Raw genomic sequence first — 19993 nt, forward strand, 5'->3', positions numbered from 1 at the left:
CTCCAGCGCCCGCGCCGGGCACGCGAGTGCGATGGCTGATCGGGGGATCAGTATGACCCGCGCCCGGCACGAGCGGGGAATGCCCCCCCTTTGCCGGGGCCATTCCCGCCATGCCCGGAACAGCCCGCCTGGCTCGGCAAGCAGATCGCGGCGGTCATCCGCTGCCGATCCGGCCCGGACGGGGCCCCACGCCCGAGCCGGCGCTCAGTGGAAGTCGCGCGACTTCGGCAGGATGCGCACGTCGCGGGGATGGGTGGGGCGCGGCGGGGCGGCGGCCGGCGCGTCCGCCGCGAAATGCCGGTCGAGCAGCGGCGTGCAATCCTCCACGTGGCGCGCCATCAGATGCACCACGCCCTCGCGGCTGCGCTGCACCTCGCCCGCCACCAGCATCAGGCGCGCGGCCATGATCGGGCGGCGCAGCGTCTCGAACAGGCGGGCCCAGATCAGCACATTGGTGATGCCGCCCTCGTCCTCCAGGGTGACGAAGATGGCGTTTCCCTTCCCCGGCCGCTGGCGCACCAGCACGATGCCCGCCGTGCGCACCCGCGCGCCGTTGCGCGCCTGCGACGTCTGGGTGCAGCTGAGCACCCCCGCCGCGTGGAAGGCCGGGCGCAGGAAGGCCATGGGGTGGCCCTTCAGGGACAGGCGGGTGGTCTGGTAGTCGATGGCCACATGCTCGGCATCGGACATGGCGGGCAGGGCCATGTCCGCCTCCGTCCCCAGCTCCCGCGCCTGGGCGGAGGCGAACAGCGGCAGTTCCGCCTCCGGCAGGCGCCGAACCTCCCACAGCGCGGCGCGGCGCTCCAGACCGAGGGAGCGGAAGGCGTCCGCATCGGCCAGCAGGCGGAGCGCGCCGGACGGCAGGCGGGCGCGCCGCGCCAGCGCCTCCATGCCCTCGAACCGCCCCTGCGCCCGCGCCGCGGCGAGGCGTTCCGCCCAGTCCTCGCGGAACCCCTCCGCCTGGCGGAAGCCGAGGCGCAGCGCCAGCCGCCCGCCCGCCGCCGGCTCCAGGCTGTTGTCCCACAGGCTGGCGTTCACATCGACGCAACGCACCTCCACGCCGTGGTCGCGCGCATCCCGCACGATCTGCGCCGGGGCATAGAAGCCCATGGGCTGGGAGTTGAGCAGCGCGCAGGCGAACACCGCCGGGTGGTGGCACTTGATCCAGGACGAGACATAGACCAGCCGGGCGAAGGACAAGGCATGGCTCTCCGGAAAGCCGTAGCTGCCGAAGCCCTCGATCTGTTTGAAGCAGCGCTCGGCGAAGGCCCGCTCGTAGCCGCGCGCCGCCATGCCCTCCACCATCTTCTCGCGGAAGGTATGGATGGTGCCCACATTGCGGAAGGTGGCCATGGCGCGGCGCAGCTGGTTGGCCTCGCCGGGGGTGAAGCTGGCCGCCGTGATGGCGAGCTTCATGGCCTGCTCCTGGAACAGCGGCACGCCGAAGGTCTCACCGAGCAGCGCGTGCAACTCGTCCGGCGGATGCGGCGGGGACGGCGAGGGAAAGCCCCATTTCTCCTCCCCGCTGCGCCGGCGCAGATAGGGGTGCACCATGTCGCCCTCGATGGGGCCGGGCCGCACGATGGCCACCTGGATGGTGAGGTCGTAGAGCTTGCGGGGCTTCAGGCGCGGCAGCATGTTGATCTGCGCCCGGCTCTCCACTTGGAACACGCCGATGCTGTCGCCGGCGCACAGCATGTCGTAGACGGCAGGGTCGTCGGCCGTGAGGTCCACCTCCAGCGTGTGCGCGCCCAGCCCGTGCTGCCGCATCAGCGCGAAGGCCTTGCGGATGCAGGTGAGCATGCCGAGCGCCAGCACGTCCACCTTCATCAGGTTCAGCGCGTCGATGTCGTCCTTGTCCCATTCGATGAAGCTGCGCCCCTCCATGGCGGCGTGGTGGATCGGCACGGTCTCGTCCAGCCGGTTCTCGGTCAGGACGAAGCCGCCCACGTGCTGGGAGAGGTGACGCGGAAAGGCCATGGCGAGGAGCGGCCGCAGAACGAAGCGCAGCCGCTCCATCTCCGGATTGTCGGGGTCGAAGCCGGCTTCCGCCATGCGTTTGGCGTCCATGGCGTCGGAATGGCTGCCCCAGACCAGGCCGGCGAGGCGGTCGGAGACGTCCTCGCTCAGCCCCAGCACCTTGGCCACCTCGCGCACCGCGCTGCGGGCGCGGTAATGGATCACGGTGGCGGCGATGCCCGCCCGGTGTCGGCCGTAGCGGCGGTAGATGTACTGGATGACCTCCTCGCGCCGCTCGTGCTCGAAATCCACGTCGATGTCCGGCGGCTCGTGGCGCTCCTCGGAGACGAAGCGGGAGAACAGCAGATTGTGCCGCTCCGGGTCCACCGAGGTGATGCCGAGCAGGAAGCAGACGATGGAATTGGCCGCCGAGCCGCGCCCTTGGCACAGGATGGGCGGCTCCTGGGCGCGGGCGAAGGTCACGAGGTCGTGGACGGTCAGGAAGTAATAGGCATAGTTCTGCTTGCGGATGAGGGCGAACTCCTCCGCGATCAGCCCCTGTACCTTTTCCGGCAGCACCGCGCCGTAGCGCGCGTGCGCGGCGGTGGTGACCAGATGCTCAAGCCAGTCCTGCGGCGCCCAGCCCTCTGGCACCGGCTCGTGCGGATATTCATACTTCAGGTCGTCCAGCGTGAAATGGATGCGGGCCAGCAGGCGCAGCGTCTCCCGGACCGCCTCCGGGCAGGCGCGGAACAGGCGCGCCATCTCCTGCGGCGCCTTCAGGTGGCGCTCCGCATTGGCCTCCAGCCGCCGGCCCGCCACGGCGATCGTCACCCCCGCGCGCACGCAGGAGAGGACATCGTGCAGCGGACGCCGCTCAGGCTCGTCATAGAGCGCGTCGTTGGTGGCGAGCAGCGGCACGCGGGCGGCGGCGGCGATGCGGCGCAGCCGCGCCAGGTGCCGGGCGTCGCCGCCCCGCCGGTGCAGGGCCGCGCCCAGCCACACCCGCTCCGGCGCCGCGCCAGCGAGGCGCGCCAGCACAGCCTCCAGCCCCTGCGGCACCGGGGGCGGCACGAGGCTGAGCCGGGGCGCCGTCCAGCCTTCGTCCTTGAAGGCATAGTCCACCGGCGCGCGATGCGCCTCCTGCGGGGCGGCGGTGGACGCGGGCATGACGATGAGCAGGAGATCATCGAGATATTCCAGCAGGTCCTCGAAGCGCAGGATGCAGCCGCCCTTCACGGCGCGCAGGTTGCCCACCGTGAGCAGGCGGGTGAGACGGCCCCAGCCGAGGCGCGTGGCCGGATAGGCGACGATGTCCGGCGTGCCGTCGGCGAACACCAGCCGCGCGCCCACCGCGAGCCGCACTGGGATGGTGCAGGACGCTTCCTCCGCCGCGCTGAGCACCAGCGCCTCGCCCCGCTTCGCCTTCTCGTCCAGCAGCAGGGCCCGCGCCCGCTTGGGCGCGTCGCGCAGGGCCACATGGGCGCGCACCACGCCGGCCACCGTGTTGCGGTCGGCGATGCCGAGCCCGGCAAGGCCGAGCGCCACCGCCTGCCCGACCATCTCGGCGGGATGGGAGGCGCCGTGCAGGAAGGAGAAGTTGCTGGCCGCCACCAGCTCGGCGAAACCGCTCACGGGAACAGCCCGTGCAGGTACCAGCGGGGCGCGGGCGCCGCCTGGTGCACGCCGTGGCGGAAGATCCAGAAGCGCCGGCCGCGCTTGTCCTCGACCCGGTAGTAATCGCGCGGCTCGCCCGGCCGGCGCACGTCGTGCCACCATTCCGCGCCGATGCGCTCGGGGCCTTCCTGGCGCAACACGTCGTGGGTGCCGCCGCGCCAGCGGAAGCGCAGCGGCGGCCCCTCCGGCACTTCCGACAGCACCTCGATGGGTTGCGGCGGATGAAACAGGTGCAGCGGGCGCAGCGGCGGCTCGCCCGCCTCGGGCGCCGGCCAGTGCGCCGGCCCGGCGGCGAGCGCGGGAACGGCACGCTGGGCCTGCTCGGGGATATGGCTGTCGCGCGGCAGGAAGCGGCGGAAGCGCTCGCGCCCGAACCGCGTGCTCAGGCGATCCACCAAGGCCGACAGGCTGCCCTGCGGATCGGCCGCCTCCCCCAGAGCGAGCTGCGCGACGGTGAGCGGCTCGATGGCCGGCACGCAGAGCCGGACGAGATCGAAGCCGAAGCCGGGATCGATGGGATCGGCCAGGGCATCGATGCGGGCGTCGAACAGGCGCAGCAGCACGGCGGGGTCGCGGATCGGCGCGCCGGTCTCCACCGCCAGGTCGCGCACCTCCCCGTCGCTGCGGTACAGGCGGGCCTCGAAGCGGCGGCCGCCCATGCCGCGGGCCTCCAGGGCGGCGCCGGCCGCCGCCGCCAGTTCGCCGAGCGCGCCGAGCACGGCCTCCATCCGCCCCACCGGCTCGGCGAAGGGATGGGCGAAGACCAGGGCTGGCGGCGCCCGGCGCGGCGTGATGCGGCTGTCCGCGCGCCCGAGCAGCCGGGCGAGTTGCGTGGTCGTCTCCGCGCCAAAGCGCGCGCTCAACGGCGCGGTGGGGCGCGCGGCGAGGTCGCCGATGGTGGCCAGCCCGGCCCGGCGCAGCGCCAGAGCGGTGTCCGCCGGCAGATGGAGCGCGGCCACCGGCAGGCCGCGGACGGCCTGCGCCTCGTCCACAACCGGGCCGCGATGGAAGCGCGCCAGGGCGAGGGCCGCCTCCGGCGTGCCGGCGAAGGCCTTGCGCACATGCAGGCCCCGCCCGGCCATCTGCCGCGCGGCATCGGCGGCGAGGCCCGCCTCATCGCCGAACAGGTGGACGCAGCCGGTCACGTCCAGCAGCAGGCCGTCGGGCGCGGCGAGCGCCACCATGGGCGTGTAGCGGTCGCACAGCTCCGCCAGGCGTTCCAGCCAGAGCCGGTCCGCATGGGCGTCGTGCGCCTCGGCCAGGAGGTCCGGCACGCGGGCGCGGGCATCGGCCAAGGCAAGGCCCGGCATGATGTCGAGCGCCAGTGCCCGCCGGTCGCTCGCCACGATGCGCATGGCGCCGCGCTGCGTCTCCACCGCCACCAGCGGCGCGTCGGCGCCGATCCCGCGGCGGCGCAGCCTATCCGTGGGCAGCAGCGGGAAGTGGAGGGCCAGATAGCGCCGCCCCGCCCCCGCCCCACGCCCGGAAAGATGCTCCATCACGATCCCACTCCACCTGCCATGGCCCGCCGGGCGGGCCGCCCCTGTGCCGCGTCAGCGCCACGCTGAGCGCCGGATAGCCCGGCGCGCCCGCCTCCAGCGGCACCGAGGCCGCCGTGCCCACCGACCAGCGGCTCTGGGCGGCCGTGGGCCTGGCTTCCGCCTCCACGCGCAGCAGCAGCACGCTGGCGCCGGAGGTTTCCGCCGCCAGCGAGAGGCGGCGGGTGGCGGTGAGGTCGAGCACGCGCGGGGTGCGCCACAGCTCGGCCACCACCACCCCGACGCCGGGGCAGCGGGCGGCCTCCCCCGCCGCCGTCAGCACCGCCAGGGGATCGGGCAGGACGCCGAGGATCAGCCGGGCCGGATCGATGCCGATCTCGCACAGGCCCGGCGCGTGCAGCGCCCCGCCCTGCCGCCCCGCCTGCTCCTGCCGCAGCCACAGGATGCCGCCGCCGAGCCGGGCCGCCAGCATGGCGGCGAAGCCCGAGGCGCTGGCGGCATCGCCCGGCTCGGCGGCGAACACCTCATGCAGCCGCCCCGGCTCCAGCCCGCCGCCCAAGGCGGCATCCATCTCCGGATGGCCGAGGGCCACCCGCCGTGGTTGCGCCTCCGCCTGCCATCGTTCGAGGCCGGCCACCTCCTGGCGGAGCGCCCGGAGCTGTTCAGCCGTCGCGCGCATGGGTCATGTTCCTATTTTGTTCTAGCCTCTCCCCTCCCCCGCCGAGAGTCAAGCAGGTCGGATCAGGCAGATCCGCACGGCAGCGCCGGGCGGCCTCCGGATCAGCGCGGATGCTCGGCGCGCCAGTCCGAGGGGCGCACGAACGGCCCGCTCCACAGGCCCCGGCGCGTCACCCGCGCTTCCAGCTCGGAGGCGGAATAGCGGCCGGTGGACAAGGCGAGCCCCGCCCGCACCAGGCTTTCCGCAATGTCCACCTCCCCCACCCGGCAACTGGCCACGAGGCGGTGGTAGACGTCCCGCGCGCGGCCCTCGCAATGGGCGACGCCGGCGGCCAGAGCGGTCTGCAACGCGGTTTGGGCGGCCTCCCCGCACGGCCAGGTCGTGGCGCCGCCGCAGGTCTGGTGCCGTTCCGGCGCATCGATACCCGCAAGGCGGATCCGCGTGCCCCGCACATCCAGCGTGTCGCCGTCCACGGCGAACGCCGGGCCCAGCACCTCGGTCCTCCCGCTCACGTGCTCGGACAGGCCACCCGCCAGCAGGAACAGGCCGGCCAGAAGCGCGAAGGCCAGGACAAGATCGGCGGTGGACAGGGGACGCAGGCGCATGGCCTTCCGCAAACCCGATTCCGGTGCGTGGCGTCAATGCCGAAGCCCGCCGTTAACCTTTCATAAACCCTGCTGGCGCAGGAGTCGTGGCCGAGCCTGTGCCGGTGGACTAAGCCGCCTGCCGAGGCGCAAAAGGTTCGGGCATATGACAGGGCCCCACACGGATCGCGCACCCCGCGCCCTCGCGCCCGACCGGGCTCCCGCGGCGGATGCGGACGGATTCGATGCCCTGATGACCGAGGCCCGCCGCTCCGTGCGCTGGCTCGCCGGGGCGCTCATCGCCTTCGTCGCCGGCCTGCTGCTCGCCCGCCTCCACACGCCCCTGCTTTGGCTCGCCGCCACCCCGCTCGCCTTCGCCGGGCTGGAACTGCTGACCCTGCGCCGCACCCTTCAGCGCCTCGCCGCCGCGCGCCCGCAGGCGGGCGAGGCCGAGGCCGCGCGGCTCGCCGCCGCCGTGGCGGAAAGCCGGGCCAAGTCACGCTTCCTGGCCGAGATGAGCCACGAATTGCGCACCCCGCTGAACGCGGTGATCGGCTTTTCCGAGATGATGGCGCAGGAGGTGCTCGGCCCCCACCAGGTGCCCGCCTATCGCGACTATGCGCAGGACATCCACGCCTCCGGCCGGCACCTGCTCTCGCTCGCCGACGACATCCTGGACCTCGCCCGCATCGAGACAGGGCACCGCCAGTTGTTCGAGACCGCCGTCAGCCTCGGAACCCTGGCGCAGGACTGCGCCCACATGATGCGCCTCGCCGCCACCGGGCGGGCCATCGCCCTGGAGGTCGAGGAAGCCGCCCGCCCCCGCCTGTGGGCGGACGAGCGGGCGGTGCGGCAGATGGTGCTGAACCTCTTGTCCAATGCGGTGAAGTTCACGCCCGAGGGCGGCACCGTGCGCCTCGTGGTGGATTGCGCTCCGGACGGCGCGCCCTGCCTGGCGGTGGAAGATACCGGCCCCGGCATGGGCGAGGCGGAACTGCCGCTGACCCCGTCGCCGCATCATCGCGAAAGCCGGCTCGATCCGGCGAGCGGGCGTGGCGCGGGGCTGGGCCTTGCCATCGTCCAGGGGCTCGCCGGCCTGCACGGCGCCCGGCTGGACTTTTCCGACCGCGCGGCGGGTGGCACGCGGGCCACCCTCACCTTCCCGGTGGCGCGGCGCCTCGGCGAGGCAGCCGCGCCGGCCGAGCCGCTCCGGCCGGCGGCGCTCCTCGCCGCCGCCGAATAGGCGTCAGGCCCGCACCGCCGCCAAGCCCGCTCAGTCCTTGTTGGCGACGCCGGCTTCCGAGAAGGTGCCCATGCCGGTGTGGCAGGCCACCGCCGCCTTCACCACGCCCAGCGCCAGCGCCGCGCCGGAGCCCTCGCCGAGCCGCATGCCGAGATCGAGGATGGGCTTGAGCTTCAGCTGATCCAGCAACTGGCGATGGGCCCGCTCGCCGGAGACATGGCCGGCGAGGCAATGGTCGAGCGCGGAAGGATCGAGCGCATGCAGCACCGCCGCCGCCGCCGTCACCACATAGCCGTCGAGAACCACCGGCACCCGCTCGTGGCGCGCGGCCAGGATGGCGCCGGCCATGGCGGCCAGCTCCCGGCCGCCGACCCGGCGCAGCACCTCCAAGGGGTCCGACAGGGCGGCCCCGTGGAAGGCGATGGCGGCGCGCACCGCCTCCAGCTTGCGCTCCAGCACGGCGCCGGTGGCGCCGGTGCCGGCGCCGACCCAGTCCTCCGCCGCGCCGCCGTAGAGCGCGGTGCAGATGGCGGCGGCGATGGTGGTGTTGCCGATGCCCATCTCGCCCAGCGCCAGCACGTCCGCCCCGCCGGCGATGGCCTGCATGCCGAAGGCGATGGTGGCGGCGCAGGCGCGCTCGTCCAGCGCCGCGTCCTGGGTGATGTCGGGCGTGGGCATGTCGAGCGCGAGATCGAACACCCTGAGGCCGGCATCGAAGGTGGAGCAGATCTGGTTGACCGCCGCCTTCCCGTTGGTGAAGGCGCCGACCATCTGCTTGGTCACCGCGCCCGGATAGGGCGACACGCCGCGGTCCGCGATGCCATGGGTGGCGGCGAACACCGCCACCATGGGCCGGTCCGCCGTGGGCATGGCCTTGCCCTGCCAGGTGGCGAGGTGGATGGCGATCTCTTCCAGGCGCCCAAGCGCGCCCGGCGGCTTCAGCAGGTCGATCTGGCGCACCCGCGCGGCGTCCCCGGCCGCCGTGTCGGCGGCGGGCATGGTGGCGACGAGATGACGGATGTCATCGAACGGCAGGCCGGTGGGGTTCTGAACGGACATGGGCACTCGGGACAGGTCGTTGAAACGAAAGCGGCGCCGGAGACCGGCGCCGCTTGATTGACGAAGGCGTCCTCACTCCGCCGGGGCGGGGTGGTCGGGGGCCTGGTCCTCTTCCTTCTTGCCTTCGGTGAAGGAGGCGATCCAGCGGGCCAGCACATAGAAGACCGGCGTGAAGATGAGGCCGAAGAAGGTCACGCCGATCATGCCGGAGAACACCGCCGTGCCCAGCGCCTGGCGCAGTTCCGCGCCGGCGCCGACCGCCCAGACCAGCGGCACCACGCCGAGGATGAAGGCCAGCGAGGTCATGATGATCGGGCGCAGACGCAGCCGGGCCGCCTCCACCGCCGCCTCGCGCCGCCCCATGCCCTGGTCCTCCAATTGCTTGGCAAACTCGACGATGAGGATGGCGTTCTTGGCGGCGAGGCCGATGAGCACGATGAAGCCCACCTGGGTCAGGATGTTGTTGTCCATCCCGCGCAGGATGACGCCGCCCAGCGCCGCCACCAGGCACATGGGCACGATCAGCACCACGGCCAGCGGCAGCGTCAGGCTTTCATACTGCGCCGCCAGCACCAGGAAGACGAACACCACGCCCAGGGCAAAGGCGAAGACGGCGGTGTTGCCGGCCCGCTGCTGCTGGAAGGCCAGCGTCGTCCACTCATAGGCGAAGCCCTGCGGCAGCACCTTGGCGGCGAGCTGCTGCATGGTCTGGATGGCCTGGCCCTGGGAGTAGCCCGGAGCCGGGCTGCCATCCAGTTCCGCCGCCGTATAGAGGTTGTAGCGCGGCACGCGGTAGGGGCCGGAAATGTCCTGCACCGTCGTGAACGACCCGAGCGGCACCGTGTCGCCGTCGGCATTCTTCACCCGGATGGCGAGGATGTCCTTGACCTCCTTGCGGAACGGGCTGTCGGCCTGGATCTGGACGCGGAACGTCCGGTTGAACAGGTTGAAGTCGTTCACATAGGTCGAGCCGATGTAGCTCTGCAAAGCGCTGAACACGTCGGAGACGTTGACCCGCAGGAGCTGCGCCTTGGCGCGGTCGATGTCGAGATAGACCTGCGGGGTCGAGGTCTCGAACAGCGAATACACCTGCTGGAGGCCCGGCGTCTGGGCCGCCGCGCCCATCATGGCATAGACCGCGTTGCGCAGCGCCAGCGGGCCCTGGCCGTCACGATCCTCGATCATCATGCGGAAGCCGCCGGCATTGCCGATGCCGTTGACCGGCGGCGGCTGCACCACGATGAGCAGCGAATCCTGGATCGCGGCGAGCTTGCCGAACAGCGCCCGCTGCACCGCGCTGGCGGTCCGGGTGGGATCGCCGGCGCGCTGGGAGAACGGCTCCAGGATCACGAACATGGCGCCGGCGTTCGGGGCGTTGGTGAAGGTGGCGCCCGAGAAGCCGACGATGTTCACGATGTGGCCGACGCCCGGGGTGCCGAGCACCAGGTCCGCCGCCCGCTTCATCACGTCGTCGGTGCGCGACATGGACGAGCCGGGCGGCAGCTGGGCCGCCACGATGAGGTAGCCGCGATCCTGGTCGGGAATGAAGCCTTGCGGCGTCGAGACGAACAGGTAGCCGCCGAAGGCGACGATGCCGGCATAGACGATCAGCACCAGGGCCACGACCCGCACCAGGCGGGACACCACGGCCGCATAGCCGTTGCCCAGGGCCTCGAAGCTGCGGTTGAACAGGTTGAAGAAGCCCATCACCGGCTTGGCGTACCAGGCGACATGGTGGTGGCCGGTGGCATGCGGCTTCAGCAGCAGCGCGCACATGGCGGGCGACAGCGTCAGCGACACCAGCAGCGAGATCAGCGTCGAGCCGGCGATGGTGAGCGCGAATTGCTGGTAGAACTGGCCGGAGATGCCGGTGATGAAGGCGGTGGGGATGAACACCGACGACAGCACCAGCGAGATGGCGACCAGCGCGCCGCCCACCTCGTCCATGGTCTTGTAGGCGGCATCGCGCGGCGAAAGGCCGGCCGCGATGTTGCGCTCCACGTTCTCCACCACGACGATGGCGTCGTCCACCACGATGCCGATGGCCAGCACCAGGCCGAACAGCGACAGGTTGTTCAGCGAGAAGCCGAACAGCTTCATCACGAAGAAGGTGCCGATCAGCGAGATCGGGATGGCGAGGATCGGGATGATCGCCGCCCGCCAGGTCTGGAGGAACAGCACCACCACGATCACCACCAGCACCACAGCCTCGAAGATGGTGTGGATCACCGCCTCGACCGACTGCGAGATGAACTCGGTGGGATTGTAGTAGATGGCGTACTTCAGGCCCTGCGGGAACACCTTGCCCAGTTCCTCCATCTTCGCCAGCACGGCGTTACCGGTGGCGAGCGCGTTGGAACCCGGCCGCTGGAACACGCCCAGCGAGATGGAGATGTCCTTGTCGAGATAGGAGGTGGAGGAATAGTCCTGCGCGCTGATCTCGACCTTGGCCACGTCCTTCAGCCGCACCAAAGCGGTGGCGGTCTGCTTGATGACCACGTTGCCGAACTCTTCCGGCGTGGTGAGGCGGCCGAGGGTGCGCACCGCGATCTGGAACGCGCCGGGATTGGAGACCGGCGGCTGGTTCAGCACGCCGGAGGCCACCTGCACGTTCTGGCCCTGGAGGGCCGTCACCACTTCCGCCGCCGTCAGGTTGAGCGTCTGGAGCCGCTGCGGGTCCAGCCACACCTGCATGGCGTAGTCGCGGCCGCCGAACACGGTGATGGAGCCGACGCCGTCGATGCGCGACAGCACGTCCTTGATCTGGACGTTGGCGTAATTGGAGATGAACAGCGGATCGCGCGAGCCGTCGGGCGAATAGAGGCTGACCACCATCAGGATGTCCGGCGAGCTCTTCGCCGTGACCACGCCGATCTGCTGCACCTCGGAGGGCAGGCGCGGCGAGGCGATGGCCACGCGGTTCTGCACCTGCACCTGGGCGATGTCGAGATTGGTGCCGAGATCGAACGTGACCGAGATGGTGAAGCGGCCGTCGGCGGAGGAGTTGGAGGAGAGATAGAGCATCCCCTCCACGCCGTTGATCTGCTGTTCGATCGGCGCGACGACGGTATCGGCCACGGTCTCGGCGCTGGCGCCGGGATACTGGCCGGTCACGGTGATGACCGGCGGGGCGATCTCGGGATATTGCGCCACCGGCAGGCGCACGTAGGACACCGCGCCCAGGATCATCACCACGATGGAGATGACGAAGGCGAAGATCGGCCGGTCGATGAAGAAGTGGGAGAAGCGCATGGTGTGTCGCTCCTCACTTGGCCGGGGCGGCGGCGTTACCCGGTGTGGCGCCCGCGGCAGGCGCCGCCGGCTTCTCTTCCTGCGGGGTGACCTTCACGCCCGGACGCACGCGCATCAGGCCGTTGACCACCACCACGTCATCCGGCGAGAGGCCGGACTTAATCGAGCGGCGGCCATCCACCACCGGGCCGAGTTCCACGAACTTCATGCCGATGGCGTTCTCGGGGCCGACCACATAGACGAACTTGCGCACCTGCTCGGAGCCGATGGCGCTGTCGGGCACGGTGAGCGCCTCATAGGGCTTGCTGGCGGCGAGGCGGATGCGCGCGAACATGCCGGGGCGGAACAGGCCGTTGGGATTGTCGAACACGGCGCGGCCGCGGATGGTCCCGGTGGCGGTGTCCACCACGTTGTTCAGGAAGTCCATCTTGCCCTTGTGGTCGAAGGTCTTCTCGTCGAGGAGCTTCAGGTCCACGGGCATGCCGGTGTCGGCGCTGCCGCTGGTCTTGTAGCGCAGCAGCGAGCCTTCATCGAAGGTGAACTCGAACCGGATCGGGTCGGTGGAGACGATCACCGCCAGCAGGGTGGGCGTGCCGCCGCTGGCGCCGATCACGTAATTGCCGATCGACACGCGGCGGTCGCCGATGCGGCCGGCCACCGGGGCGGTGAGCGCGGAGAATTCCAGGTCGAGCTGCGCGGAGGCGACGGCTGCTTCCTGCGCCTGCAAGGTGGCGGCGGCGGTACGCTCGGTCTGGGTGCGCTGATCGAAGGTCTGCTTGGAGATCGCCGTCGAGTTGCGGTCCTGCAGCAGGGTCTTGGCGCGCTCCAGGTCGGTCTGGGCGAAATCGAGGTTGGCCTGGGCCTGGGCGAGGTTGGCCTTGGCCTGGTCGAGCGCGATCTTGAACGGACGCTGGTCGAGGGTGAACAGCGGGTCGCCCTTCTTCACCAGCTGGCCGTCGGTGAAATGGATCTCCGACAGATAGCCGGACACCCGCGCATGCACGTTCACCTCATCCACCGCGATGAAGCGGCCGACATATTCGTCGTAATCGGTGATGGTGCGCGGCTGCGGCTTGGCGACGGTGACCGCCGGAGCCGGCGGCGCGCCGGCCTGCTGCTGCGGCTGGCCGCACGCGGCGAGCGCGAACAGCGGCACGGCGGCCAGGGCCTTGAGCGGAAGGCGAGCCAATACGGACATACAGGGGGCTCCGGAAGGGCGCCAATGCGGCGGTTTATCGAGCGAACGGCGCCTCCCGCAACTGACGAGCCGTTCTTTTCAGGAAACGGTCGATAGCACAGCTTCCCGCGTTGCAAAATGGGTTCGGCTCGGTTCTTCCCTCAGGCCGGATCGCGGAGGCGGCGGCGACCGACCAGCCCGGCCAGGAAACCACGCCCCAAAAGTGCCGCAACGGCAAGCAGATAGGCAAGGCCGCCGGCGGCGACGACGAGGCAGAACATCACTTCGTCGCGAGCCTCGGTCATGCGCGCGGTCAGCATGGCGGAGAGCTGGTAGGCCCCGACCAGCGCCACGGCCAGCACGATGCCGCAGGCCGCCAGCCGCAGCAGGTGCCCCCCCAGCAGCCGGTCGCCCACCGGGAAGCCCTTGCGCCGCGCGAACCAGATCAGCAGGCCCACATTGATCCAGCCGCCGACGGCGGTGGCCAGCGCCAGCCCGACCTGCGCCAGCACGCCCGTCAGCGCGAACTTGAGCGCCACGTTGAGTGCCACGGCGGTCAGCGAGGCCTTCATCGGCGTCGCCGTGTCGCCGCGCGCCTGGAACGGCGAGACGAAGGCCCGCACCACCAGGAAGGCGAGAAGGCCGATGCCATAGGCCTGGAGGGTGGCGGCCGCCTCCGCCGCGTCGCCGCGGGTGAAGGCGCCGCGCGCGAACAGCGCCCGCATGGTCAGATCGGGAATCAGCAGCGAGGCCACCATGAAGGGCAGGCCGAGCAGCACCGCCAGTTCCACCGAGCGGGCCTGTGCCTCCGCCGCCCCCACATCGTCCCCCGCCGCCAGCCGCCGGGCCATCTCCGGCAGCAGCACGGTGCCGATGGCGATGCCCACGACGCCGATGGGCAACTGGTTGATGCGATCGGCATAATACAGCGCCGACAGGGCGCCGGCGGGCAGGAAGGTGGCGATGATGGTGTCGGCGAACATGGCGATCTGTACGCCGGCCGAGCCGATGATCGCCGGCCCCAGCGCCTTGAGGAACTGCCGCGTGCCGGGATCGAGGCGCGGCGTGCCGAATCGCAGGCCGATGCCGCTGCGCTCCGCATCCCACGCCACCAGCAGCACCTGGAGCACGCCGGAGGCGAGCACGCCCCAGGCGGCGGCATGGCCGGCGGTGGGAAAGGAGGCGGCGGCGAGCAGCGTGCCGACCATGCAGACATTGAGCAGGATGGGCGAGGCCGCCGCCATGGCGAAGCGCTCGGAGGCATTGAGCGCCCCGGAGATCAGCGTCGCGACCGAGATGAGGGCGAGATAGGGAAAGGTGATGCGGGTCAGCGTCACCGCCAGGTCGAAGCGCTGCGGATCATCGGCGAGGCCCGGCGCCAGCAGGCCGACGAACTGCGGCGTGAAGCCGAGCGCCAGGGCCAGCAGCAGGCCGTGCACCCAGGCCATGGCGGTCAGCACCTCGTCGGCGAAGCCCCGCGCCGCCGGAATACCGCCCTGCGCCTTCAGCCGCGCATAGGTGGGCACGAAGGCGGCGTTGAACGCCCCCTCGGCGAAGATGGCGCGGAAATGGTTGGGCAGCCGGAAGGCGATGAGGAAGGCATCCGCCACCGGCCCGGCGCCGAGCACGGCGGCCATGACCACGTCGCGGACGAAACCGGCCAGCCGCGACAGCAGGGTGAAGCCGCCGACAGAGAGAATGTTGCGGAACATGGGACTCCGGTTCCCGGGCGCGATGGCGGCGACCGTAAAGCAGGTGCCGAGCCGCTGGCAAACGCGCGCCCGGCGGCCGGAAACGAAACCGCCGCCCGGAAGGGCGGCGGAGCAGTCTCACGGCGTCGGGCGGCGCGGCCGCCCGCGCTCACTTGCCGACGGCGCGGCGCACGGCGGCGATGATCTTGTCCTGCGTCTCCGCGTCCAGATAGGCGTGCATGGGCAGGCTGATGACTTCCGCGCACAGCGCCTCGGCCACCGGCAGGCTGTCCGCCGCCGCCGGGAAGTGCGCATAGGCCGGCTGGCGGTGCATGGCGATGCGGTAATAGACGGCGGTGGGGATGCCCTCCGCCTTCAGCGCCTCGGCCAGGCCGTCGCGCACGCCGGGGGCGAAGCGCAGCGTGTACTGCGCCCACACCGAGGTGGCGCGCGGATCCACGAACGGCACGGTGGCGATGTCGGCCAGGGCCGCGTTGTAGCGCCGGGCCACCGCCTCGCGGGCGGCGATCTCGTCCTCGAAGATGGCCAGCTTCTCCAGCAGCACCGCCGCCTGGATGGTGTCGAGCCGGGCGGTCATGCCGATGCGGACATTCTCGTACTTGTCCACGCCCTGGCCGTGCTCGCGCACGCTCTTCAGCACCGCCACGAGGTCGGCGTCGTCGGTCAGGATGGCGCCGCCGTCGCCGTAGCAGCCGAGCGGCTTGGCCGGGAAGAAGGAGGTGGCGGTGGCATCGCCGATCGAGCCGGTGCGCTTGTTGTTCCAGGTGCCGCCGAAGCCCTGGGCGGTGTCCGCCAGCACCTTCAGACCGTGGGCCTCGGCGATGGGCAGGAGCGCGTCATAGTCCGCCGGCTGGCCGAACAGGTCGACAGGGATGACCACCTTGGGGGTGAGGCCCTTCGCCTTGGCCACCGCGACGGCCTGCTCCAGGCTCGCCGGGTCCACGTTGAAGGTGTCCGCCTTCACGTCCACGAATACCGGGGTGGCGCCGACCCACGGCACCACTTCGGCGGTGGCGCAGAAGGTGAAGGCCGGGCAGAACACCGCGTCGCCCGCGCCGACGCCCCAGGCCATCAGCAGCATGGCCAGCGCGTCGGTGCCGCTGGAGCAGGAGACCGCATATCTGGCGCCGGCATAGGCGGCGAGTTCAGCCTCGAACTTGCCGACTTCCGGCCCGTTCACGAAGCGGCAGCTGTCCAGCACGGCCTGCACGGCCTTGTCCACGCCGGCGCCGAGGCGGGCCTTCTGGGCGGCGAGATCGATGAAGGGAATCGGCGAGGCGAACGCCGGCGCGGGGCGAATCTGGGCGGCAGGCGAAGTCATGGGTATCGCGTCCTTGCGTGATGGCCCACACGCGCCATCAGCGCGGGGCAAGCCTCTTCCGGCGACGGCCAGCGGCCGCCGCCCATCGGTCGTATGAATGCCCCCGGATGGGCTCAGCTCGCGCGCCGCACCTGGGCGCGGGCCGCCGCTTCCACCCGCTCGGCGAGGCAGGAGATGGCGATTTCCAGGCTGGCGACGCCCTCCTCGCCGCTGACCGGCGGCTTGCTCCCCGCGCGCACGGCATCGAGGAACTGCGTCAGCTCGCTGCGCAGCGGCTCCGCATAGGCCACCGGCAGGTGGCGCATGGAATAGGAGCCGTCCGGCCGGTAGTCGAAGCACTCGGTCACCTGCCGGGTCAGCAGGTCGCCGATGACGTATTTCTTGCGCGTCGCCACATGCACCGTGCGCGCCTTGAACGGCGTCAGCCAGTTGGTGTTGATGTGGGCCAGCACGCCGGAAGCGGTGCGGAACTGGAGCAGCGCGATGTCCTCGCGCTCGGCCATGGCGCTGGAGGTCTGCGGCTGCACCTCGACGATGTCCGAGCCGGTGAACCAGCGGATCAGGTCGATGTCGTGCACCGCGAGGTCGATCACCACGCCCACGTTGGACATGCGCGGCGGGAACGGGCCGACGCGGGTGATGGCGATGGAGAGCAGTTCCTCGCCCTCGATGGCCTTCTTCACCGCCTGGACCGCCGGGTTGAAGCGCTCCACATGGCCGATCATCAGGGTCACGCCCTTGGCCTTGGCCGCGGCGACGATCTCGCGGCCCTGTTCCACGGTGGAGGCCACCGGCTTCTCCACCAGCACCGAGCAGCCGGCGGCGATCACGTCCAGCGCCACCGGATGGTGCAGATGGGTCGGGGCCGCCACGATCACCGCGTCGAGGCCGAGGTCGAGCAACTGATGGTGGGTGCCCACGGCCTGGCAGCCGAGCACATCGGCCACGCGCCTGGCCTGGGCCTCGTCCGGATCCGCCACCGCCACCAGTTCCACGCCCGGCAGTTCCGCCAGGACGCGCGCATGGTTCGATCCCATGATGCCAATGCCGGTCACCCCTACGCGCAGGGGACGAATCTCGGACGCCGCCGAATCACGAGCCATTTCAGCCCTCTTCATCTGAACTTCGGACCGGCTCCTATCACGGGGGAGCGGACCAAAGCGAGGCGCTGGCGCAATTCCGGCCCGTTGTGGCCGTTCAAGAATTGCATCGCCGTGTTACCGGGCGGCCCACAAAAAAGGACGCGGCGGGCGCCGCGTCCTTCCAAACTCCCGCGTTCCGCTGCGTCCGGGGCCATGGGCCGGGATGCAGCCGCGATCAGAACTTGTAGTTCACGCCGAGCCGCGCGGTGGAGGCGTTCACCCCGGCCTCGCCGATGGCGTTGTAATTGCCCTTGCCCAGGTCGGTGTAGAGATACTCGGCCCGCGCGGTCCAGTTGTTGGTCAACGCATATTCCACGCCCGCGCCGGCGGTCCAGCCGGTGAGAGTGTTGGATTCGCTGATGCCGGGCGTGGAAATCTTGTTGTTGCCCCAGGCGAAGCCGCCGGTGACATAGGGCAGCACCCGGTCGAAGGCGTAGCCGAGGCGGGCGCGCACGGTGCCGAAATAGTCCAGCTTGGACGACAGCGCGCCGTTGCTGCTGCCGATGTCCGAGCCCTGGACGTCGGCTTCCAGGCCCACCAGCATGTTGTTCTGGAACTGGTAGTTGTAGCCGACCTGGCCGCCACCCAGCCAGCCGTCCGGATTGAGCCCGTTGGCGTCGGCGGCCCCGGTGCCCGAGCCCCAGGCATAGCCGGCATTGGCGCCGATATAGAAGCCGGTCCAGGAGAAGGCCGGCGGCGCGGCGGTGACGATGGCCGGAGCGGGCGTCGGCGCGCGGGCGAGATCGGCCGCCATCGCGGGGGCCGCGAGCAGAGCGCTCGCCAGAACGCCCGAGACCAGTACCGACTTCATGGCTGCGTCCCTTTGCAGATAAATACGGCCGGCACTCTGTCCGACGAGGTCGGCAGGGCCATGGCCCATCAGCGGCAAAGACGTGGCAATGGATCGCCCCCGGCGTGACGGCGGCTCGGCAGCTGCCTACCTGGGTAGTCCGCCCGTCCTACATGCGTTGCCGTAGGGGCACAGTTCACACGCAAGAGTTGAGATGGAGCGATGGCGCGCGCGGCGGGAGACGGTGTCGGGGCGGCATCGGGGTGCCGCGCGGTCATTCGGCCGGGGGCCGACTGTCCGCGCAGGCATAAAAAAACCCCGGGCTCGCGCCCGGGGTTCTCGAAAGCCCGAGGGCTTAAGATCAGAACTTGTAGTTCACGCCAACCTTGAGCACGCTCATGTCGAACGAGGTGTCGAGGGTGGAGAGGTTCGGGAAGATGTAGTTGTTGCCACCCAGATCCACGTACAGATACTCGATCTTGGCCGTGAAGTTGTTGGTGATGGCATACTCGAGGCCAGCGCCGACGGTCCAGCCCCAGTTGGTGGAGGCGGTGTCCGCACCGTAGTAGGTGCCGAAGCTGGTGCGGCCCCAGGCGGCGCCGCCGGTGATGTACGGCAGCCAACGGTCGAAGGCGTAGCCGACGCGGGCACGGATGGTGCCGAAGTAGTCGAGCGTGGCGCCCTGGGTGTTGGTGCGGTTGGCCAGCGGGCCGACGGTGATGGTGTTGGTGTCGCCAACGCCGGTCCAGTCGATGTCGGCTTCCACGCCGAGCACGACGTTGTTGGCGAACTGGTAGTTGTAGCCGATCTGACCACCACCGAGCCAGCCGTCGCCGCCACCGATGTTGTAGTTGTAGGGCACGCCAGCCGCGGTGCGGAAGTCGTAGTTGTTGTTGCCCCAGCCGTAGCCGACGTTGGCACCGATGTAGAAGCCGGTCCAGGAGAACACGGGAACCACCGGCACGACGGCCTTGACGGGATACTTGGTGGCGAGGTCAGCCGCAGAGGCGGCGCCGCAGCCGAGGAGGGCCAGGGCGGAGACCCCGGCGAGAGCGCGCTTCAACATGAGAACACCTTTTTTCATTCGACGAAGAACCAGAATGTGCGGACCATACATCGAGTGGCCCGCCCCGTCTGTGACCGCGATGCAACACCGCCTTCGGAAAGGAGGGCGAAATTGCGACTGCGAGTCTACATCAGAACACAATTCGTCCTCAAGCCTGGGTTGAGTGCTTGGTTTTCCTGGCTTTCCGTTGGATCAAGCGAGCTTAACCGTTCAGAAACGATAGTTCACTCCAGCTCTAACAACATTGCCGTCATAGCCGATCGTCGTGGGACCCACGAATGAACCATACGTAGAATTGCCTAGATCCACGTACAGATACTCGGCTCGCGCGCTCCAATTACGGTCAATCGCGTATTCCGCGCCGAGGCCCAATGTCCAACCCCAGGATGTCTGGGTGTTGCTGAGGCCGAAAACTTGGTACTCGCCCTCGCCATAGGCTAGGCCGCCCGTGCCATAGACCAGAAAACGGTCCGCAGCGAAGCCGACGCGGCCGCGAACGGTACCGAAATAGTTCATCTTGAAGGATCCGGCGCTCACACCGGACCAGTCGAAGTCGGTTTCAAGGCCGATCACCATGGGCGAACCGGCGAATTGCAGGTTGTAGCCGGCCTGCACGCCGCCCAGGAAGCCGTTCGGGCTCTCGCCCGCCGCCGAACCCCAGCCGTAGCCGGCATTGGCGCCGATATAGAAGCCGGTCCAGGACGACGGCAGCGCCGCCGGCTGCGGCGCGTAGCCGTAGCTGGCCGACAGGTCCGCCGCGGCCGCCGGGCCCGCCGCCAGGGCCAGGGCGGCAAACCCCGCCAGAGTACGCATCTTCATTCGGGTCTCCTCTT

At 70.4% G+C, this 19993-nt stretch carries 14 protein-coding genes; 1 reads left to right on the forward strand and 13 read right to left on the reverse strand.

Annotated features, from left to right (window positions below):
• Positions 1-204 precede the first annotated feature (204 nt).
• The 4 genes from YU1_RS0120260 to YU1_RS30400 all read right to left on the reverse strand — a co-directional run bounded on the left by YU1_RS0120260 (position 205) and on the right by YU1_RS30400 (position 6419).
• Positions 205-3594 carry an error-prone DNA polymerase gene (locus YU1_RS0120260; RefSeq protein WP_035716092.1) on the reverse strand — a complete coding sequence of 1130 codons (3390 nt, stop codon included), beginning with the start codon at positions 3592-3594 and terminating at the stop codon, positions 205-207.
• Complete coding sequence (locus tag YU1_RS34505) at positions 3591-5135, reverse strand: Y-family DNA polymerase (RefSeq protein ID WP_084540001.1); 1545 nt, start codon at positions 5133-5135, stop codon at positions 3591-3593. Before YU1_RS34505 ends, YU1_RS0120260 begins: the two co-directional genes overlap by 4 nt.
• Complete coding sequence (locus YU1_RS30395; protein WP_035716095.1) at positions 5056-5814, reverse strand: ImuA family protein; 759 nt, start codon at positions 5812-5814, stop codon at positions 5056-5058. Before YU1_RS30395 ends, YU1_RS34505 begins: the two co-directional genes overlap by 80 nt.
• 101 nt (positions 5815-5915) lie before the next feature.
• Complete coding sequence (locus YU1_RS30400) at positions 5916-6419, reverse strand: thermonuclease family protein (protein ID WP_035716109.1); 504 nt, start codon at positions 6417-6419, stop codon at positions 5916-5918.
• 232 nt (positions 6420-6651) lie between these two features.
• Between YU1_RS30400 and YU1_RS30405 the strand changes: the two genes are divergently transcribed.
• Positions 6652-7641, forward strand: coding sequence for a sensor histidine kinase (locus YU1_RS30405; protein ID WP_051357071.1), 990 nt, complete (start codon positions 6652-6654; stop codon positions 7639-7641).
• A gap of 30 nt (positions 7642-7671) precedes the next feature.
• On the opposite strand, the gene cobT is transcribed toward YU1_RS30405, so the two are convergent.
• From cobT to YU1_RS0120325, 9 genes are all read right to left on the reverse strand, one after another.
• Positions 7672-8700 carry a nicotinate-nucleotide--dimethylbenzimidazole phosphoribosyltransferase gene (gene cobT / locus YU1_RS0120285; RefSeq protein ID WP_029005641.1) on the reverse strand — a complete coding sequence of 343 codons (1029 nt, stop codon included), beginning with the start codon at positions 8698-8700 and terminating at the stop codon, positions 7672-7674.
• A 72-nt stretch (positions 8701-8772) separates the two neighbouring features.
• Positions 8773-11952 (reverse strand): efflux RND transporter permease subunit, encoded by a 3180-nt coding sequence (locus tag YU1_RS0120290; RefSeq protein ID WP_029005642.1) that lies wholly within the window; start codon positions 11950-11952, stop codon positions 8773-8775.
• A 13-nt stretch (positions 11953-11965) separates the two neighbouring features.
• The gene (locus tag YU1_RS0120295) at positions 11966-13150 is read right to left on the reverse strand and encodes an efflux RND transporter periplasmic adaptor subunit (RefSeq protein ID WP_029005643.1); all 1185 of its coding nucleotides are present in this window, start codon (positions 13148-13150) and stop codon (positions 11966-11968) included.
• A 140-nt stretch (positions 13151-13290) separates the two neighbouring features.
• Complete coding sequence (gene murJ / locus YU1_RS0120300; RefSeq protein ID WP_029005644.1) at positions 13291-14841, reverse strand: murein biosynthesis integral membrane protein MurJ; 1551 nt, start codon at positions 14839-14841, stop codon at positions 13291-13293.
• 148 nt (positions 14842-14989) lie between these two features.
• Positions 14990-16162 (reverse strand): DegT/DnrJ/EryC1/StrS family aminotransferase, encoded by a 1173-nt coding sequence (locus YU1_RS0120305; RefSeq protein ID WP_051357072.1) that lies wholly within the window; start codon positions 16160-16162, stop codon positions 14990-14992.
• Positions 16163-16275: 113 nt separating this feature from the next.
• Complete coding sequence (locus YU1_RS0120310) at positions 16276-17265, reverse strand: Gfo/Idh/MocA family protein (protein ID WP_029005646.1); 990 nt, start codon at positions 17263-17265, stop codon at positions 16276-16278.
• A gap of 214 nt (positions 17266-17479) precedes the next feature.
• Entirely contained in the window at positions 17480-18115 is a 636-nt protein-coding gene (locus YU1_RS0120315) for an outer membrane protein (RefSeq protein ID WP_029005647.1), read from the reverse strand.
• 340 nt (positions 18116-18455) lie between these two features.
• Positions 18456-19160: an outer membrane protein gene (locus YU1_RS0120320; RefSeq protein ID WP_051357073.1), complete on the reverse strand. Its 705-nt coding sequence runs from the start codon at positions 19158-19160 to the stop codon at positions 18456-18458.
• Positions 19161-19370: 210 nt separating this feature from the next.
• On the reverse strand, positions 19371-19979 hold the full coding sequence (locus YU1_RS0120325; protein ID WP_029005649.1) for an outer membrane protein: 609 nt from the start codon (positions 19977-19979) through the stop codon (positions 19371-19373).
• Between the last annotated feature and the right edge of the window lie 14 nt (positions 19980-19993).

Source organism: Azorhizobium doebereinerae UFLA1-100, assembly GCF_000473085.1.
In the GTDB taxonomy this organism is placed as follows: domain Bacteria; phylum Pseudomonadota; class Alphaproteobacteria; order Rhizobiales; family Xanthobacteraceae; genus Azorhizobium; species Azorhizobium doebereinerae.